Source organism: Oenococcus sp., assembly GCF_047725585.1.
GTDB lineage: Bacteria > Bacillota > Bacilli > Lactobacillales > Lactobacillaceae > Oenococcus > Oenococcus kitaharae_A.
Genome location: NZ_JBDNNF010000001.1, coordinates 200,423 through 222,979, shown reverse-complemented (window position 1 = coordinate 222,979; position 22,557 = coordinate 200,423). Strand labels below are relative to the sequence as shown.

24 protein-coding genes are annotated in these 22,557 nt (G+C 45.8%); 15 read left to right on the top strand and 9 right to left on the bottom strand.

Annotated features, from left to right (window positions below):
* Positions 1 to 62 precede the first annotated feature (62 nt).
* Genes ABF487_RS01030 through msrA form a run of 4 tightly spaced genes read left to right on the top strand, consistent with a single transcriptional unit; the run spans position 63 to position 3,706 of the window.
* Positions 63 to 632: an ECF-type riboflavin transporter substrate-binding protein gene (locus ABF487_RS01030; RefSeq protein ID WP_036593654.1), complete on the top strand. Its 570-nt coding sequence runs from the start codon at positions 63 to 65 to the stop codon at positions 630 to 632.
* A gap of 3 nt (positions 633 to 635) precedes the next feature.
* Positions 636 to 2,327, top strand: a complete 1,692-nt coding sequence (locus ABF487_RS01025) for an ABC transporter ATP-binding protein (protein WP_007744336.1) — start codon at positions 636 to 638, stop codon at positions 2,325 to 2,327.
* Complete coding sequence (locus ABF487_RS01020; protein ID WP_263779542.1) at positions 2,320 to 3,153, top strand: energy-coupling factor transporter transmembrane component T family protein; 834 nt, start codon at positions 2,320 to 2,322, stop codon at positions 3,151 to 3,153. The genes ABF487_RS01025 and ABF487_RS01020 overlap by 8 nt, the downstream gene beginning before the upstream one ends.
* A 10-nt stretch (positions 3,154 to 3,163) precedes the next feature.
* Positions 3,164 to 3,706, top strand: coding sequence for a peptide-methionine (S)-S-oxide reductase MsrA (gene msrA / locus ABF487_RS01015; RefSeq protein ID WP_007744334.1), 543 nt, complete (start codon positions 3,164 to 3,166; stop codon positions 3,704 to 3,706).
* A 56-nt stretch (positions 3,707 to 3,762) separates the two neighbouring features.
* Here msrA and ABF487_RS01010 read toward each other — a convergent pair whose 3' ends face one another.
* Together ABF487_RS01010 and ABF487_RS01005 are read right to left on the bottom strand one after the other, a co-directional pair.
* A complete protein-coding gene (locus ABF487_RS01010) occupies positions 3,763 to 4,440 on the bottom strand; it encodes a hypothetical protein (protein ID WP_007744333.1) in 678 nt (225 codons plus the stop codon).
* Positions 4,441 to 4,472: 32 nt separating this feature from the next.
* Positions 4,473 to 5,876 (bottom strand): MFS transporter, encoded by a 1,404-nt coding sequence (locus tag ABF487_RS01005; protein WP_415634369.1) that lies wholly within the window; start codon positions 5,874 to 5,876, stop codon positions 4,473 to 4,475.
* A gap of 92 nt (positions 5,877 to 5,968) precedes the next feature.
* Here ABF487_RS01005 and ABF487_RS01000 point away from each other — a divergent pair, with 92 nt between their 5' ends.
* The 4 genes from ABF487_RS01000 (at position 5,969) to ABF487_RS00985 (ending at position 9,852) form a co-directional block, all read left to right on the top strand.
* On the top strand, positions 5,969 to 6,472 hold the full coding sequence (locus ABF487_RS01000) for a hypothetical protein (protein ID WP_263779543.1): 504 nt from the start codon (positions 5,969 to 5,971) through the stop codon (positions 6,470 to 6,472).
* Between the two features lie 82 nt (positions 6,473 to 6,554).
* The gene (locus tag ABF487_RS00995; protein ID WP_263779544.1) at positions 6,555 to 7,484 is read left to right on the top strand and encodes an ABC transporter ATP-binding protein; all 930 of its coding nucleotides are present in this window, start codon (positions 6,555 to 6,557) and stop codon (positions 7,482 to 7,484) included.
* Complete coding sequence (locus ABF487_RS00990; RefSeq protein WP_415634252.1) at positions 7,477 to 8,715, top strand: ABC transporter permease; 1,239 nt, start codon at positions 7,477 to 7,479, stop codon at positions 8,713 to 8,715. The genes ABF487_RS00995 and ABF487_RS00990 overlap by 8 nt, the downstream gene beginning before the upstream one ends.
* Before the next feature lie 270 nt (positions 8,716 to 8,985).
* A complete protein-coding gene (locus tag ABF487_RS00985) occupies positions 8,986 to 9,852 on the top strand; it encodes a fructosamine kinase family protein (protein WP_415634251.1) in 867 nt (288 codons plus the stop codon).
* Here ABF487_RS00985 and ABF487_RS00980 read toward each other — a convergent pair.
* Positions 9,839 to 10,636 carry an SAM-dependent methyltransferase gene (locus ABF487_RS00980; RefSeq protein ID WP_415634250.1) on the bottom strand — a complete coding sequence of 266 codons (798 nt, stop codon included), beginning with the start codon at positions 10,634 to 10,636 and terminating at the stop codon, positions 9,839 to 9,841. The genes ABF487_RS00985 and ABF487_RS00980 overlap by 14 nt on opposite strands.
* Positions 10,626 to 11,054 (bottom strand): helix-turn-helix domain-containing protein, encoded by a 429-nt coding sequence (locus ABF487_RS00975; RefSeq protein WP_263779548.1) that lies wholly within the window; start codon positions 11,052 to 11,054, stop codon positions 10,626 to 10,628. The genes ABF487_RS00980 and ABF487_RS00975 overlap by 11 nt, the downstream gene beginning before the upstream one ends.
* A gap of 78 nt (positions 11,055 to 11,132) precedes the next feature.
* Between ABF487_RS00975 and ABF487_RS00970 the strand changes: the two genes are divergently transcribed.
* From ABF487_RS00970 to ABF487_RS00960, 3 genes are read left to right on the top strand one after another with little or no spacing between them, the layout of a single operon-like run.
* Positions 11,133 to 11,981 (top strand): DUF368 domain-containing protein, encoded by an 849-nt coding sequence (locus ABF487_RS00970; RefSeq protein ID WP_415634249.1) that lies wholly within the window; start codon positions 11,133 to 11,135, stop codon positions 11,979 to 11,981.
* Between the two features lie 18 nt (positions 11,982 to 11,999).
* Complete coding sequence (locus ABF487_RS00965) at positions 12,000 to 12,923, top strand: alpha/beta hydrolase (protein WP_415634248.1); 924 nt, start codon at positions 12,000 to 12,002, stop codon at positions 12,921 to 12,923.
* A 48-nt stretch (positions 12,924 to 12,971) separates the two neighbouring features.
* A complete protein-coding gene (locus tag ABF487_RS00960; protein WP_263779551.1) occupies positions 12,972 to 13,343 on the top strand; it encodes a hypothetical protein in 372 nt (123 codons plus the stop codon).
* 41 nt (positions 13,344 to 13,384) lie between these two features.
* Here the strand turns inward: ABF487_RS00960 and ABF487_RS00955 are convergent, their stop codons facing one another.
* Positions 13,385 to 14,359 (bottom strand): Gfo/Idh/MocA family protein, encoded by a 975-nt coding sequence (locus ABF487_RS00955; protein WP_415634247.1) that lies wholly within the window; start codon positions 14,357 to 14,359, stop codon positions 13,385 to 13,387.
* 72 nt (positions 14,360 to 14,431) lie between these two features.
* Complete coding sequence (locus tag ABF487_RS00950) at positions 14,432 to 15,280, bottom strand: MurR/RpiR family transcriptional regulator (RefSeq protein ID WP_263779553.1); 849 nt, start codon at positions 15,278 to 15,280, stop codon at positions 14,432 to 14,434.
* A 94-nt stretch (positions 15,281 to 15,374) separates the two neighbouring features.
* Here ABF487_RS00950 and gnd point away from each other — a divergent pair, with 94 nt between their 5' ends.
* From gnd to ABF487_RS00930, 4 genes are all read left to right on the top strand, one after another.
* Entirely contained in the window at positions 15,375 to 16,277 is a 903-nt protein-coding gene (gene gnd / locus ABF487_RS00945; RefSeq protein ID WP_415625754.1) for a phosphogluconate dehydrogenase (NAD(+)-dependent, decarboxylating), read from the top strand.
* A 182-nt stretch (positions 16,278 to 16,459) separates the two neighbouring features.
* Positions 16,460 to 17,347 (top strand): DegV family protein, encoded by an 888-nt coding sequence (locus ABF487_RS00940; RefSeq protein ID WP_415632859.1) that lies wholly within the window; start codon positions 16,460 to 16,462, stop codon positions 17,345 to 17,347.
* A gap of 1 nt (position 17,348) precedes the next feature.
* Positions 17,349 to 18,230 (top strand): DegV family protein, encoded by an 882-nt coding sequence (locus ABF487_RS00935; RefSeq protein ID WP_415634246.1) that lies wholly within the window; start codon positions 17,349 to 17,351, stop codon positions 18,228 to 18,230.
* Between the two features lie 44 nt (positions 18,231 to 18,274).
* Entirely contained in the window at positions 18,275 to 19,153 is an 879-nt protein-coding gene (locus ABF487_RS00930; protein ID WP_415634245.1) for an LppW family protein, read from the top strand.
* On the opposite strand, the gene ABF487_RS00925 is transcribed toward ABF487_RS00930, so the two are convergent.
* From ABF487_RS00925 to ABF487_RS00915, 3 genes are read right to left on the bottom strand one after another with little or no spacing between them, the layout of a single operon-like run.
* Positions 19,154 to 20,056, bottom strand: coding sequence for an ABC transporter ATP-binding protein (locus ABF487_RS00925; protein ID WP_415634244.1), 903 nt, complete (start codon positions 20,054 to 20,056; stop codon positions 19,154 to 19,156). It abuts the gene before it with no gap.
* A complete protein-coding gene (locus ABF487_RS00920) occupies positions 20,053 to 21,261 on the bottom strand; it encodes a hypothetical protein (RefSeq protein WP_415634243.1) in 1,209 nt (402 codons plus the stop codon). Before ABF487_RS00920 ends, ABF487_RS00925 begins: the two co-directional genes overlap by 4 nt.
* Positions 21,258 to 22,361: a hypothetical protein gene (locus ABF487_RS00915; RefSeq protein ID WP_415634242.1), complete on the bottom strand. Its 1,104-nt coding sequence runs from the start codon at positions 22,359 to 22,361 to the stop codon at positions 21,258 to 21,260. Before ABF487_RS00915 ends, ABF487_RS00920 begins: the two co-directional genes overlap by 4 nt.
* Positions 22,362 to 22,557: the final 196 nt, after the last annotated feature.

Below are 22,557 nucleotides of genomic sequence, written 5' to 3'. Positions count from 1 at the left end.
TTCAGTCTACTAAGTTATGTCGGTAGATTTGTTTGCGCAATAATTTTTAAAAATGGAGATTGATGATGCAGGATAAGAAGAAGAGTTGGATCAGCGTCAGGGATGTCGTTGCTATTGGTATCGGAACTGCTGTTTTTTTCGTTTTGATGCGTTTCGTTGCTATTCCAACGCCGGTCGCAAATACGACGATTAACTTAGCAGAGCCATGGCTGGCTTTGATCGGCGCTATTTTTGGTCCGATTGTCGGTTTGTTTGTCGGATTTATCGGTCACGCCTTAAATGACACAGTTGCCGGGTGGGGCGTCTGGTGGACTTGGGTCTTTGCTGATGGTGTTTTGGGCCTGCTGCTTGGATTGGCAAAACGCTATTTAAAGCTGGATACAGAGACATTGACCAGTAAAAAATTGTGGTTTTTCAATATCTGGCAGGTGATTGCCAACGTGATTGCTTGGTTTGTGATTGCACCTTTGGGTGATATTGTTGTCTATCGCCAGCCAGCAGCTAAAGTATTTCTTCAGGGTTTTTGGGCCGGAATCGGTAATATGGTCGGCATTGCAATTGTAGGAAGCATCCTGCTTGTTGCATACAGCCGTACGAGAACTCGCACCGGATCATTAAAGTCTGAAAAATAATTCATGCCAGCGATCGAATTTCAAAAGGTTAATTTTAAATATCGTGTTCAGAGCCAAGCTACATTGCATAATGTTAGCTTTGCTTTTGATTATGGGCAAAAAATCATTATCGCCGGCCCCTCAGGATCTGGCAAGACAACGATTGGCCACTTGATTAACGGCCTGATTCCGCAAAGTGTCCCTGGTGAGTATTCAGGCAGTATTCTGATTAATGGCAAAGATGCTGCCAAAATGGATATTTTTCAGCTCTCTTTTGAAGTCGGTACTGTCCTGCAGGATACGGACGCCCAATTTGTCGGCATGACCGTAGCTGAAGACGCCGCTTTTCTTTTAGAGAATGAGAATACAGAACATAGCCAATTACTTGCGCAAACAGAGAACTGGTTAAAAGAATTAAATTTAGAAGCCCTGAAGAAACATTCACCTCAAGAACTTTCTGGCGGTCAAAAACAACGTGTCAGCATGGCCGGTGTTTTAAGTTCCGACAGTAAAATTTTGCTGTTTGATGAACCACTGGCTAATTTAGATCCGGCTTCCGGCCGTTTGGCGATTCAATTGATTGCCGATCTGCAAAAGAAGCTCGGCTTGACTGTGATTATTATTGAACACCGTTTGGAAGAAGCCTTGAGGATTCAAGCAGACAAGCTTTTAGTGATTGATCATGGCAAAATTATTGCAAATGATATACCCGATCGTGTCTTAACAAGTGCTGCAGTCATTTCGGCCGGCCTTCGTGAACCTTTATATATCACAGCCATGCGCGATGCCGGCGTGGATTTAAACAAAATCGCACATATTACGGATTTAGCCTCACTGGATCACCAGGCAATCAAGCGTCAGCTGAGTGTCTGGCTTGAGAAAAAACAGCCCGACAAGACTAAAAAATCCAGGGAGCCTATTCTATCCATTCAGCATTTATCTTTTGCTTACCCGAAACAGGCTGTGTTTTCTGATTTGAACCTGACATTTCCTGCTGGGCAGATGACCGCCATCGTTGGGAAAAACGGGTCAGGCAAATCGACATTTTCCAATCTTGTGACCGGCTTTTTGAAGCCTGATAGCGGCCGGATTTTGTTTGATAACCAGCCCCTAGATGGCCAGTCAGTCAAAGAACGGGCCGATAAAATTGGCTACGTGCTTCAAGATCCAAATCAGATGATCAGCCAGAATATCGTTTACGATGAAGTGGCTTACGGGCTAAAATTGCGTGGCCTGTCTGATGACCAGATCCAGGCTAAGACACGGACCATGCTGGAAGTAGCCGGCTTGGATAATATGCGTCATTGGCCGATTTCAGCTTTGAGCTTTGGCCAGAAAAAACGTGTCACAATTGCTTCAGTGCTGGTACTTGCGCCGAGAGTGCTCATATTAGACGAACCGACTGCTGGACAGGACTATCTCAACTACCGATCACTGATGAATTTTGTGGCAGAACTGAATCGCACACAAGATTGTTCGATCATTGTGATCACACACGACATGCACCTGATGCTGGAATACACAGATCGTGCCATTGCACTCGTAGACGGACAGGTGATTGCTGACATGGCACCGGCCGAACTGCTCAATGATCCGGCCCTATTAAAACGCGCCTCGCTTGCTCCGACCAGTCTTTACGATTTAGCTGAATCGACTGGTCTAGATGCTGTTGCTTTATCTAAAAGGCTGGTACAAGAGGAGATGACTCGTGGCTGATAATTCTTTTAGCTTGGCTTATAAAAATCGTGGAACTTGGCTGGATCGTTGCAGCGGTGCCAGTAAACTGCTGGGTTTTGTGCTGCTGTCTGGCATTGCCATGATCGTTTTAGACACACGTTTTCTGATTTTTCTTGTGATTCTATCTTTGATTTTGCTGAAAATCAGTCGCGTGAAAATGTCAGAAGTGGCCGCTTTGATGAAGCTGGTGCTTGTGTTTATGGCTATTAATCTGGTCATGATTTATGTCCTTGCGCCAAATTATGGCAGTCAGATTTATCAATCCAAAGATATTTTATTGGGCAGCGGCTATTTCGCTTTGACACAGCAGGAATTGTTGTATTTGGTCAACATTGGCCTGGAATATATCGTAGCTGTTCCACTGGCTTTGATTTTTCTGCTGACAACCAATCCATCTGAATTCGCAGCCAGCCTGAACCGCATCGGCATTCCTTATAAAATCAGTTATTCGGTCTCGTTGGCCTTGCGTTATATTCCTGATGTGACACGCGAATATCACCAGATCAGCTTGTCCCAGCAGGCCAAAGGTAACGAGATTTCTAAAAAAGCACCATTTTTCAAACGCTTGAAGGGTGCTTCGGCCATTCTTGTGCCCTTATTGTTAAGCTCGATTGATCGGATTGAATCTGTCAGCCAAGCTATGGAACTACGCCGTTTTGGTGCCAAAAAGAGACGCAGCTGGTATTTCTCTGAGAAACTGAAAGCACTCGACTGGGCCGTCTTGTCGTTTGTCTTGTTAATTGTGATTTTTGGGTTTATCCTGATAATTGTCAATGGCGGACGATTTTGGAATCCGTTCCATTGAAGGAGGCTCTATGACAGACGAAATTCAAACGGCTATCTTTGCCGGCGGTTGTTTCTGGTGCATGGTCGAACCCTTTGATTCACTTCCTGGTATTATCAAAGTGCGTTCCGGCTATACAGGCGGCCATGTCGACAACCCCACTTATGAGCAGGTCTCGTCACACACGACCGGTCATACCGAAGCAGTTAAAATCTGGTTCGATCCAGCAAAAATGTCTTATGAAAAACTGGTCGAACTTTATTGGCAAGTGACTGATCCCACGGATGCGGGTGGCCAATTCCAAGATCGCGGCGATAATTATCGACCGGTCATCTTTGTCAATTCACCAGAACAGCGCCAAATTGCTGAGGCTTCTAAAAAACAATTAGCTGCTTCAGGGACATTTGGCGATGACCCGATCGTGACAACAATTGAAGATGCCCAGACTTTCTGGGATGCTGAAGATTATCATCAAGATTTTTACAAATACCATCAAGCACGCATGGCGTTACAGGATATGCAGCGTGACCATTTCATCAAACAACATTGGGACACCAGCAAAAGTGCTGATTAAGCTGATGCTGTTTCCAATAAAAAAAGCTTCAGGCGTTAAATTGCCTGAAGCTTTTTTTATATTTTGGTCGGATCAATATGTAAAAGATGCTTGAACAGGTGCCGGTCTCCCCAAGCAATATTATTGCCTTGCAGGAAGAAACAGTAGGCTGTGCCGATACCATAGCTCAGCAGCTGGCCCGACATTGCCCAGCAAACCAGCGAGATGCTGACGGCGATCACGAAATTGGATAATTGGCCTAATGGCGCCGACCCATGGAAGAATTTAAAACGGGCCACGTTTGTCAAGTTATCCAAGGGATGAAGTACGAAATTAGCGCGCTGAATCACAGAAATGCCGATGCCGATGCACCAAATACCGAACAGATCGATGATCACTTTAGGAATGGTGGCCAGACCGACAAATAAGGGACGAAACAGATTGGCAAATTCCGCCACAAACAGACTGAACAGCAGACCAAAAATGATATTGCCGCAAGTCCTTTGCCAATTGATATGCTCAACCAAAAAAAGATTGACAACGGCCGCCAATATCGCCTCAATAGCTAAAAAAAGCATCGTAGGCAGATGCGTGACATTGGCTAGATTAACAGCAGAGGCCGACCAAGGGGCTGCCCCCATGGCAGCAGCAATCGATAAGCCGTTTCCCAAAGAAATAATGACCAGTGAGATAAAGAAATACGAGAGTTTTTGTTTGAATGTCAGTTCAAAATACTCCCCGTTTGAATAATACATGTTTCCATTAAAGCATGCTAAGGGTGAAAATGTTAATTTTTAGCAATATATTTTTGGAGAACTTGTCGTTTCAGCATGCGGTACAGGGTCAGGACAAAAGCTACCAAAGCCAAGACCGCGGCGAATATAAAGCTCCAGTGCATGGCTTGCAGAAAATAATCAGGATGTGCAGGCAGATAATTTAAAACACGTCGTCCGGCCAGATGACTCATACCGAGAAACAGCATGGTTGTGGCAAATGTATTGCCGACAATAAAACCAATATTTCTGGCTAAAGCGGTGACAGATCCGGCAATGCCTAACAAAGGCTTGGGAACTGTACTCATTGTCAAAGCGTTATTAGGTGACTGGAAGATGGCGGCCGAAGTCCCGTTTGCAATCAAGGTCAGGATAATTAATAGATAGGGTGAGCCGCCGTTGATCAATAAGTAGCCAACCTGGCTGAGCATTAGTCCGGCTAAACCGATTAATGTAATCAGTTCTTTATCAAATTTGTCGCCGGCCCATCCGGAAATCGGCGAAAAAATAAAATTGGCAATCGGAAAGGCCATTAAAATCAGGCCGGATTGACCCGGTGTCAGGCCGCGAAGATCCTGCAAATAAAAGGGCATCAGGATATTTGTATAGGAGTTCACCGCAAAGACGAGAAAAGCCGTTGTCAAAGAAATGGAATAAAGCTGGTTTTTGAAAATTTCGAGTTTGATCATTGGAAACTTGATTAAATTCTCGACTTTGATGAAGGCTGCTAAAAGCAAAAGGGCCACGACCAAGCCGATGATGACCCAAATATCTTGGAAACCAACTACCTCGGCGGCATTAATCGCTAAGAAGAAAACAGCGACAAAGGAGAAGAAAAGTGTTGAACCACTGTAGTCGATTTTTTCGTTGGGCTGGGCAATCGCATCTTGCGGAAAATATTTGATACCGATCACGATGGCGATCAAACCGATCGGCACGTTTACCCAAAAAATGAAAGTCCAATTGAAGATACTCAGGATGGCGCCACCGATAGCTGGACCGGCAATTGCGCCCAAGGAGACGAACATCCCGATCACAGACATGGCTCGTGCCCGCATGCTGGCTGGGAAATTAGAGGTCGTGATTCCAAAACTTGTCGACATGGTCATTGAAGCGCCCACAGCTTGTACGACACGCGCTGCTAGCAAGAAGTAGAGGCCGAAACGGGAAATGCCGGCTAAAAAGGAACCAATTGTGAAGATGATCGTACCGATTTTAAAGATTTTGATTTTACCAAAAACATCTCCCATACGGCCGAACAGCAGCAATAGACCCGAGATCACGATTAAATAAACAATCACAGTCCAAGTTGCCTGGTTTAGCGGAATGGCCAGATCTTTTGAGATTGAGGGCAGGGCAATATTCACAATTGAGCCGTCCAGAACGCTCATAAAAGTGAAAATGCCTAATGCGATCATAATCAGAATATGATCTTTATCCAAATGGTCTGAACTTGATGATTTTGTCTTTTGCACAAGTGTCATTCTAACATTTTGTTAGAATGGAGCAGATGACTGAAATTTTAGGACAAACAATACTGGATTTGATTGACGGCCAAAACTATGCCGTGATTTCCTTTCCAGCTGACAAATATACACAAGCTGTCGCTGATACATTAGAAGGCAACTTTGATTCCACACAGATTAACCGCAGCGAAGTACAAATCGCCGGTGGCGTCGAAGGCGGCGGACAGACAATTTCTTTAGAGCTGGCACCTTATATCCTGCCTTTGAGATATAAAAATGAATATCGCAAGCTGATCCATCCTGATGCTCAGCTTCCAGTTCATACCTACTTGATATTCGAATCGGAGAAAATCAGCAATTCCAAAATGAAAATTGTCCAATTGGATGATCTAACCCAATTAAACGATCAGATCGAGGCATTTTTTGAGATCGAAAAGAATTGGGTTGCGCCAGTGCCCAAAGAAGAAGAGAAAGATACTGCAGCTGAAGCTAAACCAAAAAAGGCCGCAGCCAAGAAAACAACAAGAAAAAAAGCCACGAAAAAGTGACTTTTTTCTTTGGCGCTTTTAAAGCAAGCAGTGGTATTAATATGCTATTATTATGATATCAAACTTGTTTCAGAGGAGCGATATGTTAAAACTCGAAAATATCAGCAAGACCTTCGGGGATCTTCGCGCGGTTGTCGACGAGTCTTGGGAACTGGCCGATGGCCGGATTCTAGGATTAATCGGTCAAAACGGCGCTGGGAAATCCACGACCTTTAAGATGATCCTGAACTTTATCGAAGCGGATTCCGGCCAGATTACCTGGAACGGCCGCAAAATTGACAGCCAGGTCATGAATGAGATTGGCTTTCTGCCGGAAGAACGCGGCTTGTACCCGGATGTGAAAATCGGCGAACAGATTTTTTACTTTGCTGAACTGCATGGTAAATCGCGCCAGGAAATCCGGCCGAAAATGCAGCAGTGGATGGATAAATTTGATGTTAAAGGCAAGCTGACTGATAAAGTCAAAAAGCTGTCAAAAGGAAATCAGCAAAAAGTCCAGCTGATCACAGCCTTGATTCATGAACCAAAATTAATTATTTTAGACGAACCGTTCAGCGGTTTGGATCCGGTCAACGCGCAGATTTTATTGGATATTATTGTTGAACAGAAAAAGAATGGCGCCGCGATTATTTACTCATCACATGACATGAATAATGTCTCGGCGATCGCTGACGATGTGATTATGCTTAATCGCGGCCACGTTGTCTTAAATGGTGAGACCGGTCAAGTCCGCCAGTCCTTTGGCCGGACCATGATTTATTTGGAATCGCCTGCAACAAAAGCCGAGCTATCTGCAATTCCAGGCGTTGTCAGTGTCGAGGATTATGCCGGCGGCCTGCAGGTGACTTTATCGGATCCAAAAGTCGGACGCCAAGTCTTTGAGCTGGCGACTAAAAACGGCTATATCACAGCGTTTGATCAACAACCGCCAACTTTGGAACAAATTTTCAAGATGAAAATCGGTCAGGATGCCATTGACGAGGCCGAAAAGGAGGGACTTACTCATGAATAAGACCTGGATTGTAGCCAAACACGTTTTTCTCAAAAATCTGAAAAGCCCGGCCTATTATTGGATGCTGCTGTCGCCCTTTATTTTCATTCTTGTCGGTATCGGTATTGCGGCTTTGGTCACGAATTCGATTTCTGATAACAAGCCATCATTAGGCGTTGTCGCTAACAGACAGCAGGTGCAGGCAATCAGAGCCTCACTGAAAGGGCAGGCTGATGTCCGTCGTCAGGACACAGCTGCTCAAGCAAGAAAAAGCCTCTCCAAAGAACACATTGATGCTTATCTGACAGTTTCCAGCGACTATGCCAAGGCAACTTTGGTATCGAACAATAAATCCGATGCCACCATTGATGCCGACACGGTCCGTCAGGCGATCACGAATCTGAAAGTGCAATCTGCTATCAGCAGCTTGAATTTGACAGCGGAGCAAGTTAGTTTCTTGTCCAGCCCGGCCGTGATTAACAGCCGTTATGTTTCTGTGACAAACGGCGGTACCAGCAACGATAATACAAATCGCGGCGTGCGTTATGCTTTTGCTCAGTTTGCCTTGGTCGCGATCTTCATCTTCCTGACCGTCTATGTCCAGATGACTGGTAGTGAAGTGGGGACGGAAAAAGGGTCACGGATCCTCGACAGTATCTTGGCGGCCGTTCCTGCCCGTCAGCATTTTGCCGGCAAGGTGATTGCAATTGTCTCGCTATTTATTTTCCAGTTGATTTTCTATGCCATCTTAGCTGTGATTGCCGTTATGCTAGCTGGACCATTCGGCTATGCACGTTTTCTCAATCTAATCGATTGGTCGCAGCTGGGAAGCGGCTATATCATCTCGACTTCTTTGATTACGATCGGAGCTATTGTCATCTATATTATTTTGGCAGCTGTCTTTGCTTCAATGGTCAGCCGCCAAGAAGATGTACCGCAATCGACTTCGACGGTCATGTGGGTGGCGATTGTGCCTTATTTCCTGGGTTATGCAGCTTTGGCCGCAGCCAACACGCCAATTTTTAAAATTATTTCTTTCGTTCCTTTCTTCAGCCAATCGGTGATGCCGGTTAGAATGTCAGTCGGTTCGGCCACAACTTTGGATGGCCTGGTCGCCTTCGGCTTGGAAGTAATCACGATTGCCATTATGCTGCGTTTTGCATCTGGTATTTATGCACGCAATGCGCTGAATTATGATGATGGCAAACCGCTGGCCAAGTTACTGCGTGCGTTCAAAAAGCGTCGTGTGTGATATACTATTATTCGATGCGATGAGTCGAGGAAACGTTTGCTACGGCGCGTTTCTAACACGGACGGCTGAGTTTAATCTCAAGGAACGCATTTCCGCCGCCGCCTAGGATCTTGTGGAAGTTGCTAGGCTGCTGGACTAACAGTACGTGGATGCAATTGGTAACAATTGTCGTTAGCAGCTAACGTAAAGCTGCAAAGCCAAACTAGACGATCTTCGGATCGTCTTTTTTTATGTGCTTTTCTGCCTATTGAAAATGTTTATCATGAAAGTATGTTTACTTTAAGTCGAGAATTTTTGCAAAAAGTACCGACAGATTCGCCAGTCGTTGATTTCCAAGAAGTCCATGGCGGCGACATCAATCGGGCTTATGCTTTGACCGACAGTCAAGGGCGGCACTATTTTCTTAAAGTCCAGCCCAAATCAGTGCCGGAATTTTTCCAGCACGAAGCCGATGGGCTGCATTTATTAGGCCAGGCTGCCCGTGTGTCTAAGGTACTTGCTTTGGGTGAAGTCGGCAAAGATCAGTGGCTCTTATTAGAGTACCTGCACACAACTAACAGCGGCAATCAATACGCGCTGGGCCAGGGGTTAGCCAAGATTCACGCGATCACGAGTCCGAACCATAAATTTGGCTTGGATAGCGATTTTAAAGCCGGAAAAACAATCAAAATCAACAGCTGGCAGTCTGATTGGACCAATTTTTTTATCGAACAACGCCTGAATGTCTTGCGCCGTCTCTTAATTTCCGAAGGCAAATGGCAGGATGACGCGGCTTATAATCAGGCAATTTCGATTTTCCGCAAGTTAATGGCAAAACGCCAAGTTCAACCCAGCCTGCTTCATGGTGATTTTTGGGCAGGCAATTTTATGTTCGATGCCGATAATGGCGAACCGATTTTCATTGATCCGGATGTTTATTACGGCGATAGCGAATTTGATATCGGAATTACGACTGTTTTTGGCGGTTTTACGCGTGATTTTTATGCGGGTTACCAGAGTATCCGACCTTTTCAAACCGGTGTCGATCAACGCCTGATGTTCTATCAGCTTTATTACTTAATGGTGCATGCTCATCTATTTTCCGGATCCTATATTAGTGCCTATCGCGGCAAACTGCGCCAGATTATTTCACAGTAAAGACTTGATCTTTGACCAAGTCAAAACGCGGCCAATTTTGGTTGAGCAAAACCGGAACGCTCAATTGAGCCTGCTGCCAGAATTTTTTGGAATTTGTGACGCCGTTTTTCTCACCGATCACGATCAATTCACCACCGCGATTAAAGAAATGATGGACACGCAGGAAATTTAAAATCAGCCAGTCCGAATTAGCGTGCTGGGGTGACCAGGACAATACAATCACCTCGACATCTTTTAAATAATATTCGACAGCAGCCGAGGCATCCATCTTGACGACTTTTGTAATCGGTGTTATCTGCCGGTCCATGAGTTTCCAATCGAAATTGTCAGTGGCCGTGATTGGGTAATCAATCTGTAATTGCCGCAATCCAGCAGTCAAAAAGCCGTTGCCGGCCATAATTTCCAGCGCCGGCCGGCCATCCAGGTAGGTATATAAGTCATTAATCCAGGGTTTGGCGATATAGGCAAACATACCGTAACGTTCGATCAGATACTGACGGTAGTCGCCCAGTAATTGATCCAGTTCTTCAGCGGGGCGGACTTTTTGCTGGATTTCCAGTTCCGACATGCCGGCTGTAATCTGTTTGGACAAAAAATCCTGGATATCGACCATCATCGAATCAGATAAGGCCAGCTCAGGCAGACTTTCCGGAAGTTTTTGCCGGCTGATGGCCAGATCAGAAAAAAGCAGCGCATCAATTAGATCGCTGACAGAATAAAGTTTGGCAAAATAATCCCGGCAGGCTTTGAGGCGGGGGATGTAAGTCTCCAGATTAAAAGCCATTGTGGTTGTCGAATAAATCCAGAGTCTCTTGATGATCGATATTTAGCAAATCACCGGTCGAACGGCGTCCGCGAGCGTGCAGATAGCCGGAAACCAGTTGGAGAATTTCGTATTTGTCGTTATTGTCCAGCGGCGTATCGTTATAGGTCAGCTTAGAAGTCGTGATCATGGCCTTAGCCAAGTCAACCTGATCGTTATTGTAGCGGCCGACCAAATAATCCATCGAGACATCAAAATAATCGGCCAATTTTTTGACTTCAAGGTAATTCGGGTTTCTCTCGCCGCGTTCCCAATTGCCGATCTGGGATTCTGTGTTCTTTGATTCGCCCTTGGTCAAATTCCGATTTAATGCTTTTGCGAGCTGTTTTAAGGTGATCCCTTTACCGCGCCGCAAAGCTCTGAGTCTCTCTGGAAACATGCCTCTATCTTATCAGGAAAAGCCTGCTTATTAAACGCGCACCTTTGTTCGTCTCCAGATATGAGAGAATAAAATATAGTGAAAAATAAGTCTGCTGTTAACCCGATTCTCGATTACCTGCTCCGTTTTTTCAAAGGTGTCTTTATTGCTCTGGGATTTATCCTTCCGGGCGTTTCCGGCGGTGTCCTAGCCGCCATTTTAGGTATTTATGAACGTTTGCTGGCCTTTATGGCTCATCCCCTGAAACATTTTTGGTTAAACGTCCGCTATTTTCTGCCGGTTGGGATCGGCGCGCTGGCCGGCATTATTGCCTTGGCTAATCCGATTGGTTGGCTGCTTGCCAACTATAACCTGATTGTTATGTGGGCCTTTGCTGGTGCAATTCTTGGAACGGTGCCGTCCTTATATAAACAGGCTGGGCAAAACGGCCGTGGCAAGTCCGATTGGTTGGTCTTGACACTAGCTTTTATTGTGTCGCTGGCTTTTTTGGCTAACATGGATAATCTATTCGGGCAGCTGCCGGCTAATTTTGCTAGCTGGTTATTAGCCGGTGCTTTGATTGCGCTAGGGATTATTATTCCCGGCTTGAGCCCATCGAATTTTCTGTTGTTGTTAGGCTTGTTTGATCCGATGATTACGGCTTTTAAAGCTGGCAGCCTGTCAGTTTTTTTCCCGATGGCGATTGGCGCACTGCTGGCGTTAGCACTGTTTTCCCGTCTAGTGGCGGCAATTTTGGATCATTATTACAGCAAACTTTATCACGCGATTTTGGGCATCGTGCTTGCTTCGACGCTGTTGATCGTGCTGCCGCCTGTCGCCGATTATGGCCAGCTGGATTTGATGCAGGGAATTTTGGCTCTGGTGATGTTTGCTTTGGGTTGGCTGCTTGGCTGGTGGATGGGCGGATTAGAAGAAAAATATAAATAGAATGGTATATTTAAACGGATGTTACGTTGGTTATTTAGAATTTTTATTTTACTTATAGTTGTCTATATTGCGGCTTGTGCCTATTTCTTTAATGTTGCCGAGATTCGCAATAATCATAATAATCGCGATTATACATACGAAGGGCTCACACCGACTTCGAGGCCTTATGTTGATGATTTTCAGCAGCGTTTTAGCCAATCCGGCCGGCAATTGACGATTCAAAATCGCGGCCTGGCCTTGGATGCTGATTATCTGCCTGCTGCTCGTCCGACTAATAAGACTGTGATTGTCGTGCATGGTTTTCGCAGCAATAAGACTGGTATGAAAGGCTACGCCGATATGTTCTACCGGCTGGGCTACAATACACTGACTGTCGATAATCGCGGTCACGGCCAGTCGCAGGGGAATTTTGTCGGTTTTGGCTGGCTGGATAAAAATGATGTCGAAGCCTGGATCCGGTATCTAGTGGCACAAAATAAGAATGTTGAGATTGTGCCTTTTGGTATTTCCATGGGCGGTGCAACCGTAGCCATGCTTTCTGGCGATTCGCTGCCGGCCAATGTGCGGGCGATTATCGAAGATTCCGGCTACAGCAGTGTTGAAGACGAGGTGGCTTATCAGGCCAAACAAATGTATCACCTGCCTAAAGACCCGATTATTCCGACTGTCAGCCTGTTTTCACAATATATTGCCGGATATTCCTATCAGGAGGCAAGCACAGTCAAACAATTGGCCAAAAATACGCGCCCGATGCTTTTTATGCATGGCGGTGCTGATACTTACGTACCGACACGCATGGTCTACAGCCTCTATAAAGCTGATCCGGATCCGAGAAAACAATTATGGATCGGTGACGGTTCCGGCCATGTACAAGCCTTTGGCCAGCATACGGCAGCCTATCAAGCAGAAGTCCAGAAGTTTCTTAATCTGTATTTTAAGTAAATCTCAAACCGTTTGTTAGAATAAAGAAGTTGTTCGAAAGGAAGACACATGTCAAATATTAATATATGGATAACCATCATTGATTGGTTGTACATCATTTTGCAGCAGATTTTGTTCCTTGGACTCGGAATTGCCCTGATCTGGGGCGGATTCTTCATCCGCGCACACGGTTTTGGTTTGGACCAGGCAGCTGCACCAGCAGTCAAAACGGCTAAGGCAGACAGTACAGATAAGCCGGCAGCGGCCAAAAAAACGGTCGTATCAGTTGCCAAAAAAGGCCTCTATAAGCGTTATTTCTGGCTTTACTCAGGAATGTGGCTCCTTGGCTCATATCTGATTATTTATCAGGTTATTTTCGCAATTATCTCCACGCTGCTAAGTGGTGGTGCGAACAGCAGCCAAAGCAGCAGCGGTTATTAATCACTCAATTAAAAAAGCAGCCTTGGCTGCTTTTTTTGTACTCATTTTTCAAAGGGATAACGAAAATCCCATTGATTGCGGACTTCAGTCATCAGGCGCATGACCGTCTCTGTTTTTTTCAGGCTGTGATTGCTTTCTCGCCCGGCCACCATTTCCTGAAAATCATGAATTTCATAAGCCATAGCCAGTTTGCTGTCGCCAGCCTTAATAAGCTCAGTGCTGCCGTCTGTACTCGTGAAAACAGCCTGGTCAGCTCTAGGAAAATCGGTGACCGTCAAATAGCCGTGTTCATAAGCGGCGATACCCATTTTTGGCATTTTGGCGCGAAAGGTCAGCGACAGGTTGGCTAATTCATCCTGATCTGTCCGCAGGGCAATAGTTGAAGACTCATCGACACCGCTGATAAAGCGATGCATGCTCGTACCTGTCATCTGGGGCCGGCCCTTTAAAAATTCCGCTGCAAAAGCCAAGGCATAGACGCCGATGTCTAATAAAGCACCGCCCGCCAATTGCGGATTGAAAAAGCGATTGCTTGGATCAGCCTCTTTATAGCTGCCGAAACTGACTTGAATCATTTTCAGTCCGCCTAATTGACGGTCTTTGGCAAATTGATGCAGTTCGGCATAGAGAGGCATGTGATAAACGGTCATCGCTTCTGCTAAGACCAGCTGCTGCTTATCGGCCAAGTCGACGGCTGACGCCAATTCCGAACTGGTCATCGTGATAGCTTTTTCACTGAGAACATGTTTACCGGCTTTTAAGGCCGGCAGAATCGTCTGGATATGAAAATTATGCGGCGTGGCCACGTAAACGATATCCACGACTGGATCGCCCAATAAGTCATCCAAGCTGCCATAAGCCTTAGGAATCTTATGAGCCGCAGCGAAAGCTTCGGCTTTTTCGATAGACCGCGAGCAGACTGCATAAAGCTGCCCTTCATCCGATTGAAACGCTTTTGCAAAACTCTCGGCGATATGGCCGAGACCAACAATTGCCCAATGATATGTTTGCGGCATAATCGTCCTCTTATCCAATCCGACCTAAATCGGATTTACAGCTATATTTTATCAATTTTCTGATAGACAAAACTATTTGCGCACGCGTGTCTGCTCAATCACGTGCCGCATGGCGCCGATGACTTGGTCCGTCTCTTTATTCAAGCGATGGCCGACCAGCGTAAACAGCGTGTCGATAATTGTAATTTGTGCGACCAAAGAACTCATGGATTCCTGGCGGAAATTTACCTCCTCAGAGTAGGAGTTTAAAACGATATCCGCGTTTTTAGCAATCGGTGACTCTGGAAAGGCAGTAATGGCAACGATTTTTGAGCCGTTTTCCCGCAATTTGTTTTCTACTAACAAGGTGTCTTGATTTCGGCCGGAATGGCTGATAACAATGCCAAGATCGCGGCTGGTCAGATGAGCGGCCTGCATGATTTGGATATCATAGTCCGGATGGCTGACGATATTCAGATTCGTGCGTAAAAATTTGTGATAGGCGTTAAAAGCGACAATTGACGAGCCGCCGATGCCGAAAAAACCGATCTTCGATGACGAGACCAGCCAATCGACGACTTTGTTCAAATCAGCCATGTCTAATTTGGCGGCTGTGGCCGTTAGCGCCGAGACACCGGCAGAAAACAGTTTTTTCACGATCTGTTCGCTTTGGTCTTCCTGCTTGATCTCTGTGAAAAAATCCGAGCTGCTGCTTTTTCTTCCGGCTGATAAAGCGATCAGAAAATCACGGAAATTCGGGTAGCCGATATGACGGGCAAAACGGGAAATGGACGCGGTTGAGGTACCGATTTTGTGTGACAGGCCCTGAATCGTGGCATCAGCAACCGTCTCTTGATTAGCCAAAATATAATCGGCAATTTTTTTCTCGCCCGGATGGAGCTGCTGGTATTGTGAACGAATTGCTTCTGCGACATTATTCATGATTTACCTCTATGTAAATATTTTACATTAAATTACTTGATATGAGTAAATTAATTTCATAAAATAATAAAGGACATTAGGAGCAGGAGCAGAGATGAAAATTGGTATGATCGGCCTTGGCAAGATGGGCCTGAATTTAGTTAAGAACATGATTGACCACGATATTTCAGTCGTTGGCTTGGATTTGAACCCGGCATCAGTCAAAGAAGCGGTCGACTACGGCGCCCAAGCCGCTAAAGACACGCAGGAATTAGTCGACAAGCTGGAAAGCCCGCGCATCATTTGGGTGATGGTACCAGCTGGCAAACCAACCAACTCGACCATCGATGACTTGATCAGCAAGATGGACGCTGGTGATATCTTAATCGACGGTGGGAATTCCAACTTCAAAGATAATTTGGAACAAAACGTCCGCACGACCAAAGCCGGGATTAAATTCTTTGATGCCGGTACTTCGGGCGGAATGGAAGGCGCACGTCAAGGCGGCAACTTCATGATCGGCGGAGATGATCCTGAAGCCTGGAAGACGATTGAGCCATTGTTTAAAGCCATTTCTGAAAAAGATGGCTATCTATATACCGGTAAGCTTGGATCCGGCCATTACTTGAAGATGGTGCATAACGGTATCGAGTACGGCGAAATGCAGGCGATTGCTGAAGGTTTCGAAGTGCTGGAAGCTTCACAATTCGATTATGATTATCAAGCCGTTGCCAAATTATGGAATCACGGTTCGGTTATCCGTGGTTGGCTGATGGAACTGGCCGAAGATGCCTTCTCTAAAGATCCGCATCTTGACGACATCGCTGGACGCATGCACTCTTCGGGTGAGGGCAAGTGGACCATGGAAGAAGCCATGGATTTGCGCATTCCGACACCGGTAATTGCCTTGTCATTGATGATGCGTTACCGTTCCATGCAGGATGATACCTTTACAGGTAAAGTGGTGGCTGCTTTGCGTCACGAATTCGGCGGCCATGCAGTCGATAAAAAAGCCTAAACCATAAGTCTGACATAGCAGTTTGCCTATTAAAAGGGCAGACTGTTTTTGTTTCCAAATGAAAAGGCTCACAGTTTACCTGTGCTTTTTTTGGATCACGATTTTTAACAAGTGGGTTAGAATAGCTTATGACCCTTTTTTCTAGCGAAACTTTCTTAGATTCTGAATGGAGATTTTAATTTATGAGCAAGATTGCCATCATTGTTGATAGTTCCAGTTATATTCCTCATGAAATCCAGTTGGCCAAACACATTTACGTGGCTGATAACCCTGTGCTGTTTGGCCGCAAAGTGTATCACGAATCTCACTGGCCCGTGAATGCGGCTTTTTACAAACAGATGGCGACCAGCTCTGCGCAGCCGACGACCAGCCAGCCTTCGATCGGGGATTTGATGGCGATCTTTGATCAGGTTAAAAAAGACGGCTACGATCAAGCTGTTTTAGTTACCTTGTCCTCAGGCTTTTCCGGCACTTATCAAGCGGCTTTTGCCGCAGCGGCACAGTATCCGGATTTAGATGTCCATGTCTGGGATTCGCGGATTGCGACCATGGGTGCCGGCAATCAGGCTTTATTGGCATCTGATCTGGCAGAAAAAGGCTGGCAGATGGCAGATATTCTGGAAAAGCTCAGGCTGCTAAGAGACCGGACCAGCGTCTTCTTTGTGGTTGATTCGATCAAACACCTGCAGCGGACCGGCCGTCTTTCCGGCGGCCAGGCCCTAATCGCCGGGCTGCTGAGTATCAAGCCGATCTTAAATATCGACCCTAGTAAAGAGGGCAAGATTGTCGCCGTTGCTAAAGAGCGGAAAATGACCGGTGCTTGGAAGTATATCGAGGAAAATTTCGGTAAAATTGTTGAAGGCTATGCTCATTCGAACTGGCCCATGCGCGTGACGATTGTCGATGCTGATAATCCGGCGCTGGCTGATTCTTGGGTGAAAAAAGGCAAGGCACTATGGCCGGATATTGTTTTTGAGCGTGGCATTATCGGTCCTTTGATCGGCGTCCACACGGGCGAGAAAGCTGTCGGCTTTATCTGGGCACAAGACTATAAATCATTGGAGGACTGAAATGGCAAAAAACATCGCTATTATTGTTGATAGCACTTTTTACATTTCCAAAGAAGACGAAAAAAAATACAGTATCTATGTCATTCCGACCCCGATCCTGTTCAATGGTAAAGTCAGATACGATTCGGACTGGAGCAGCCCGGCCAAGTTTTTTAAAGATATGAATGCAGCCAAAGAGATGCCGTCAACATCCATGGCCAGCCCGGCCGATGTACTGAAGACTTTTGATCAAGTCAAAGCCGATGGCTATCAGCAGGCTATTTTTATGACTATGTCCAGCGGTATCTCCGGTTTTTATAATCTGGCCGTCAATCTGGCCGCCGATTACGAAGGCTTGGATATTTTAGTCTGGGATTCGCGTTTTACGATTATGGTTTCTGGCGTGCAGGCATTGATGGCAGCTGATCTGGCGGCACAAGGCAAGACGCGAGAGGCGATTATGAAAAAAGTCGCCCGCCTGCGCAATTCGACCCACGTCTTTATCATTGTGGATGATATCAGCCATTTAAAACGGACTGGGCGTCTTGCCGGTGGTATTGCTTTGGTGGCTGGGCTTTTGAATATCAAGCCGATTCTGACTTTTAATGACGAAGGCAAAATCGTGGCGATTGCCAAAGAAAGGCATCTGAAGCGCGCTTGGGATTGGGTATTAAAACGCTTTGAGTTGGATCGTCCCAGTTTTGACGAACCAGTCCGCGTGCTTTTGGCTGATGCCAACAACCGTGAGCTGACGACAAAGTGGCAGGCGGCTTTTAAAGAAGCCTATCCGGATTTGCGAAGCGACTTGATCACGATCGGTCCTTTGATCGGTGTACATACAGGAGAAAAGGCCGTCGGATTTGTCTATATGGACGATTGGCAAACGATCGCCCGGGAAGCTTAATCAATTTTTTTTCATTATATTTATTAAGCGTATGATAGTTTGTAATGAGAAAGAAGTACCTATCTATATGCTGCGCGTTGCTGCTTTCGACCCTTTTGCTCGGTGTCGGCGTAGTCCATAGTTTTCCAGTAGTGGCCAAGACCGTAAAGGGCCGGCCGATCAATCGTTTTGTGATGTTTGAAAGTCAGGCAAGAAGTGTTTTTGATAAAATGTTTTTTGCTAAAAAAAACAAAAAACGCAATGTTGCGATTGTTGGGGAAATGCTGCCGCAAGCTGATTTCACTAAACGCGTGAACGCTTTAGTTGGCTCGGCCAAGGCTGATGTCTATGTATTGGACACGAAAACCGGCCATAAGCTGACCTACTACAACGGCGGTGCAAATTTTTGGCTGGCCAGCTCGGTTAAGGCCTCGATTTTAACGGCTTTAGTCAAAGAAGACGGCCCTCTGACTGGCGACTTGGATCAAGAGGCTCAAGCTATGATCACTTATTCAGATAATGATGCTGCCGTTGATTTGTTTGACGCTGCTGGTGGATTTCCAGCCTTAGAACGGCTGTGGTCGAATCTGAGTATGACTGAAACCATTCCTAATTACAATGGTTTTGGGCTGTCTACTTCCACAGCTGGCAATCAGATTAAATTGCTGCAAGACATTAAAACGCTTCCGGCTGTTGATCATGACTACATCCTGAACTTGATGAAGGGTATTACTGCCAGCCAGCGTTTTGGTATTGGTGTCATGAAAGATCCTGCCTTTAAAAACGGTTGGCTCAATGCCGACAATGGCAGCTGGTATGTGAATTCGATCGGTTTTTCTGAAAAAGAACGTTACCTAGTCGCGATCCTGACACAAAATAACACCGATCAGACCAGCGGCGAACAATTGGTTAGCCGAATTGCAGCTTCAATCATTAAAAAGTAGTCAGACGGCCGATTGTTCCCGGCCAAAGAATTTCCAATAATAATCTTCCAGATTTCTCGTCCCGAAACTGATTTCGGCCGGCGAGATTTTTTTGATTTCCTGAATCACATAATTGTAGCCTTGTTCACTAACCGGAAAAAGCTTACGGTAACCGACAGAATTGATGGCATGGCGACTTAATACGTCGGGCAATTTGGCTAATTCTGCTTGGGTCAGATCGGCTTTCACGAATAATTGCTCCTCTTGCTGCTGCGTGGAATCCAAGACGACCTTGCCGTGATGCAAAAAGATAATCCGGTCGGCAATCGACTGCAGATTAGCTAGGATATGCGAAGCAATAATCAAGGTTTTCCCGGAATCGCGCAGTGCCCGCAGGATATCCGACAGCAGCTCGACATTATTTAAATCCAGGCCGTTCATGACTTCATCCAGCATCAAATAATCGGCATCAGCAGCCAGTACCATCGCAAAAGTCAGCCGTTGGCGCATGCCTAAGGAATAGCTGGAAACTGCTTTCTTCACATAGCCGGACATGTTTAGCTGGTCAATAATTTTTGTCACGCGCTCTTTATCGTGGCCGTAGGCACCGGCGTAAAGTTTGAGGTGATCCAGGCCGGAAAGGGACGGTTCCAAGTCGAATTGATCCGGTAAAGTGACGATTTTCCGGTGGATTTTCACGCGCTGACTTTCATTTTTGTAACGGATGCCATCAATTTCGATCGATCCGGCGGTCGGCTGCAGATAGCCCATGATCAGATTGATTAAGGTCGATTTGCCAGTGCCGTTTGGCGCGACTAGACCAATAATCTGGCCCTCTTTGAAAGTGAGATCGATTTGTTTTAAGACATCCTGCCGGCTGCCTCTATTTTTAAAACTTTTGTCTAATTGACTTACTTTGATCATGATTTTCTCCTTAGATAGCCTGATTTTGTCGCCAGTAGGATAATTTGAATTAGAATTTCTAGGTCTAGCACATAACAGGCGATCACGAGCATCCCCTTAGCGAAGGTTAGCCCGTTTTGCGCGTACATAAAGCTTTGCAGGCCTGTGACCAGTCGACCGACCTGAAAGTAGGGAAAAGGATAGATAGAATAATCGCTAGCGATGCCACAGTAAGGATACCAGTAGATGCGCTCAAAAAAGACGAGAACGGCCAAGGCCAATGCTGTCAGGAATTCGTTTTTTAAAATAAGGTTCAGCAAGATGGCTAGCCGGCTGATCAAAAGCCCCAAAATTGCTAATAATGCGATTGCCTGAAGCAATTCTAGTGCAGGTTGAATTTGTGTGAAATAGGGGTAAAAACGGCCATTATGTGCCAGAGGATGATTGATCAACCAGTCGGAAAAGCCGAAGCGCAGGCCGTTTACAAGGGCGACCAGTGCGATCGCGATGGCCGAAAGAATCAGCCAGCTCGTCAATGCCGCGGCCGTCTTGGACCAAGTACGCCGATACAAAGAAAGTGGTTGTCCGAGAAAAATCGACCGATGTTTTCTATCGGAAACCAATTGATCGCAGACGATGATGATCAAAAGGAGAAAAAAGACTGAAATTGCGTCGGATTTTAGAAAATTAAGCGTACTGCCGGCCGATGAAGCCTCTTCAAGCATGTGACGGTTGACAGACTTGCTTTTAGCTGCTGCTCGATAGTAGCTGGCTGAATAACGATAATAATAATTGGCCGAATCCACAAAACCCATTGGGTAGTTATTCGTATCGCCGTAGTTGGTCGGATAACTCATGTTTTGGGCAGCGCCTTGTTGATACCAGCGCGTGAAGGCCGGAAAATAAGCAGCGCTGTCACGGGCGTATTTTGACCAATCGTGTTTTTGCAGGTCAGCAACTCGGCGGCTATTAATTTTGATAGAAGGTGGATAGAATTGCAGCACTGGCCCATTGGGGACCTCGTGTTTTTCAACATGCCGCAGTGTCTGGACCTGGTAAAGATTAGTCTGCCGCAGCAATTCAGGATTAATCTGCTCGCCATCAAAGGTGCTTTGACTAAAAAATCCTGCAAAAATGATAGCCAGAATCAGAAACAGGCCAATCGCTAGGCGATTCTTTTTACCTTTTAGAATGCGTTTTAATTCAAAGACAAAATTCGCTCTCATGACAGCAGGCCTCCTTTTTTATGATCGGCCAGCAGGATCATGGCCAGATAGCTGACGATGATCAGGCCCAGCAGAATCAGGTAATAAATCGGCAGCAGATTGGTATGCAGGCCTGTGATAAAGCCTGCATCGCCGCTGAGAATCTGCTGAGGATTGAGCAGTGACAAGATGCCAAAGATATTAGCCGGTAGGGAGAAAAGCAGGCCAAAGCCGATGCCGAAAAAGTAATTAATTGATGTAAATTGCTCGATGATGCGTCCTAATAAGGAAAAAAGCAGCGATAAAATCAGGCTGGTTAAAAGAATCAGTGCGAATACGAGCCAGTAATTGATAGCCTGAAAGCGGCCAAAAGACAAAAAGACAATTTTGGAGAGTGTTAGGCGAGCACCAAATATTAAGGCAAACAGGCCCACTAATAAGCTGCTGGTGATTAGAGAACCCAGAGTAATAGCAGCTGTTGTGAGGAAATTAGCGGCGGCATAGTGACGGTTTTTCACGGGTAGGCCCTTGAAAGTCGATTTTTGCGTATCGCTGATAGCACTGACCGCGGCTGCGATAATGGCAGAGAAAAGACTGAAGACCGTTAATAAAAGCCCCGTCCAGTTGCTTAAGACATCAGCTAGTGTGCGGATATGCGAATTTTCATTGCGGCCATGAGCTAGGTAGTAGCGGTCCAGTGCAATCCGCGCCTGGACTTGTGGATAGGAAAGAGCGCCTTTAACTGAGATATGGTGCGCGTAGGATAGTTCCTTTAATTGCGTTTTCCGCAGCTGCAAATCCAGCTGGCTGTAGGAGCTGCCGTTTTCCATCTGGTCATCCGCTAAGACGCCGGCTACTTGATTTAATTGGTTATGAAGATTGTTGTAACTGGCTTGGATCGGGCGCGGGATTTTGGCATAACCGTCGTAAACGATGAGCGCATTTTGGGTGGCTTCATACTCGCTTGTATTCTCACTGATGCGGCTGCCGGATTGTCCGAGAAGAGATGTAAAGCTGAAGGCAAAACTAACAACAACGATCAGGCCGGCCAGCACAGCAAAAAAATGCGATTTTTTCAACCGCATGAAAGTAAATCTGATTAAAGCTCCCAGCACCTGCATTAAAGTCATTATAAAGAAAAACAACCGGGGATGGCGGCTGTTTGTGTATTTGTCTGGCAGACTGCTGTAAACATTTGTGAAAAATACTTTATTTTAAGAAAAGACTGCACAAATATTTTCATAGGAAATGAGATTTTATGATAACGATTTCACATTTATGACTGGATAATCGTTGTTTTTATAAAAAAACTCTCAG

Excerpts from the sequence above, each read along its gene's own strand:
- ABF487_RS01030 (WP_036593654.1), top strand. The coding sequence starts at position 63 with ATGATGCAGGATAAGAAGAAGAGTTGGATCAGCGTCAGGGATGTCGTT.
- ABF487_RS01025 (WP_007744336.1), top strand. The coding sequence starts at position 636 with ATGCCAGCGATCGAATTTCAAAAGGTTAATTTTAAATATCGTGTTCAG.
- msrA (WP_007744334.1), top strand. The coding sequence starts at position 3,164 with ATGACAGACGAAATTCAAACGGCTATCTTTGCCGGCGGTTGTTTCTGG.
- ABF487_RS01010 (WP_007744333.1), bottom strand. The coding sequence starts at position 4,440 with ATGTATTATTCAAACGGGGAGTATTTTGAACTGACATTCAAACAAAAA.
- ABF487_RS01005 (WP_415634369.1), bottom strand. The coding sequence starts at position 5,876 with ATGATCGCATTAGGCATTTTCACTTTTATGAGCGTTCTGGACGGCTCA.
- ABF487_RS01000 (WP_263779543.1), top strand. The coding sequence starts at position 5,969 with ATGACTGAAATTTTAGGACAAACAATACTGGATTTGATTGACGGCCAA.
- ABF487_RS00995 (WP_263779544.1), top strand. The coding sequence starts at position 6,555 with ATGTTAAAACTCGAAAATATCAGCAAGACCTTCGGGGATCTTCGCGCG.
- ABF487_RS00990 (WP_415634252.1), top strand. The coding sequence starts at position 7,477 with ATGAATAAGACCTGGATTGTAGCCAAACACGTTTTTCTCAAAAATCTG.
- ABF487_RS00985 (WP_415634251.1), top strand. The coding sequence starts at position 8,986 with ATGTTTACTTTAAGTCGAGAATTTTTGCAAAAAGTACCGACAGATTCG.
- ABF487_RS00980 (WP_415634250.1), bottom strand. The coding sequence starts at position 10,636 with ATGGCTTTTAATCTGGAGACTTACATCCCCCGCCTCAAAGCCTGCCGG.
- ABF487_RS00975 (WP_263779548.1), bottom strand. The coding sequence starts at position 11,054 with ATGTTTCCAGAGAGACTCAGAGCTTTGCGGCGCGGTAAAGGGATCACC.
- ABF487_RS00965 (WP_415634248.1), top strand. The coding sequence starts at position 12,000 with ATGTTACGTTGGTTATTTAGAATTTTTATTTTACTTATAGTTGTCTAT.
- ABF487_RS00960 (WP_263779551.1), top strand. The coding sequence starts at position 12,972 with ATGTCAAATATTAATATATGGATAACCATCATTGATTGGTTGTACATC.
- ABF487_RS00955 (WP_415634247.1), bottom strand. The coding sequence starts at position 14,359 with ATGCCGCAAACATATCATTGGGCAATTGTTGGTCTCGGCCATATCGCC.
- ABF487_RS00950 (WP_263779553.1), bottom strand. The coding sequence starts at position 15,280 with ATGAATAATGTCGCAGAAGCAATTCGTTCACAATACCAGCAGCTCCAT.
- gnd (WP_415625754.1), top strand. The coding sequence starts at position 15,375 with ATGAAAATTGGTATGATCGGCCTTGGCAAGATGGGCCTGAATTTAGTT.
- ABF487_RS00940 (WP_415632859.1), top strand. The coding sequence starts at position 16,460 with ATGAGCAAGATTGCCATCATTGTTGATAGTTCCAGTTATATTCCTCAT.
- ABF487_RS00935 (WP_415634246.1), top strand. The coding sequence starts at position 17,349 with ATGGCAAAAAACATCGCTATTATTGTTGATAGCACTTTTTACATTTCC.
- ABF487_RS00930 (WP_415634245.1), top strand. The coding sequence starts at position 18,275 with ATGAGAAAGAAGTACCTATCTATATGCTGCGCGTTGCTGCTTTCGACC.
- ABF487_RS00925 (WP_415634244.1), bottom strand. The coding sequence starts at position 20,056 with ATGATCAAAGTAAGTCAATTAGACAAAAGTTTTAAAAATAGAGGCAGC.
- ABF487_RS00920 (WP_415634243.1), bottom strand. The coding sequence starts at position 21,261 with ATGAGAGCGAATTTTGTCTTTGAATTAAAACGCATTCTAAAAGGTAAA.
- ABF487_RS00915 (WP_415634242.1), bottom strand. The coding sequence starts at position 22,361 with ATGCAGGTGCTGGGAGCTTTAATCAGATTTACTTTCATGCGGTTGAAA.